Here is a 671-nt window from a genome sequence, read left to right on the forward strand (position 1 = left end):
CTTCGGCGGCGTCGACGCGGGAGTCGGCCAGCGGCGGGATGGGCAGCGGCCGGGTGCCGGGTGCGGCGGGCGGGGTGTCGGTGCGGCGGGTGCAGCCGGCGGCGGCTGCGGCCAGGGGTAGGGCGGCGGCGGTGACGAGCAGGCGTCGTCGCGAGATCACAGGGGCTCCTCGGGTCGGGTCGCTTCCAAGCCTGTCGCTCGGCGCGCCGCGCCGGATCCTCCGTCGGGCCGGGTTCGGGGGCCTGATTGCGGCCACGGGAGTCTTGTGGCGTGGCAACCGTTGTGCTACCCGCGACCCGTGTGTGCCGGGAGTCTCGCCGGTTCACTACCGTGGATTCGTGATCGACCTTCGTGACCGTGGCCTGCGCTGGAAGGCGGCACGTGTGCTGCCGCTGCTGCTGACCCCGGTGTTGCTGGCGGCGAGCACGTTCCCGGGTGAGTACCGCGTCCCATTCGTTTACTGGCTGCTTGCTGTGGTGGCGTGTCTGGTGTTCGCGTTCGGTGATCGGTGGCCGGTGGTGATGTCGCTGGTGTTGTCGGGGCTGGCGGCGGCGATGTTCGTGATTCCGGCGTGGGGGCCTTCGGAGCTGGTGCCGTATCTGGGTGCGCTCGCGGTGGTCCAGGCGGTGATGCGTGGCGGGCGCCGCGACACCGTGCTGGTGACCGTGGCG

General features: G+C 72.0%; 1 pseudogene. It reads left to right on the forward strand.

What is annotated here, in order from left to right:
• Window positions 1–338: 338 nt before the first annotated feature.
• Window positions 339–671: pseudogene (locus ACAM49_RS40335) on the forward strand (two-component sensor histidine kinase); the annotation flags it as partial.

The sequence above is a fragment of the Nocardia sp. JMUB6875 genome (assembly GCF_041154655.1).
In the GTDB taxonomy this organism is placed as follows: Bacteria; Actinomycetota; Actinomycetes; order Mycobacteriales; family Mycobacteriaceae; genus Nocardia.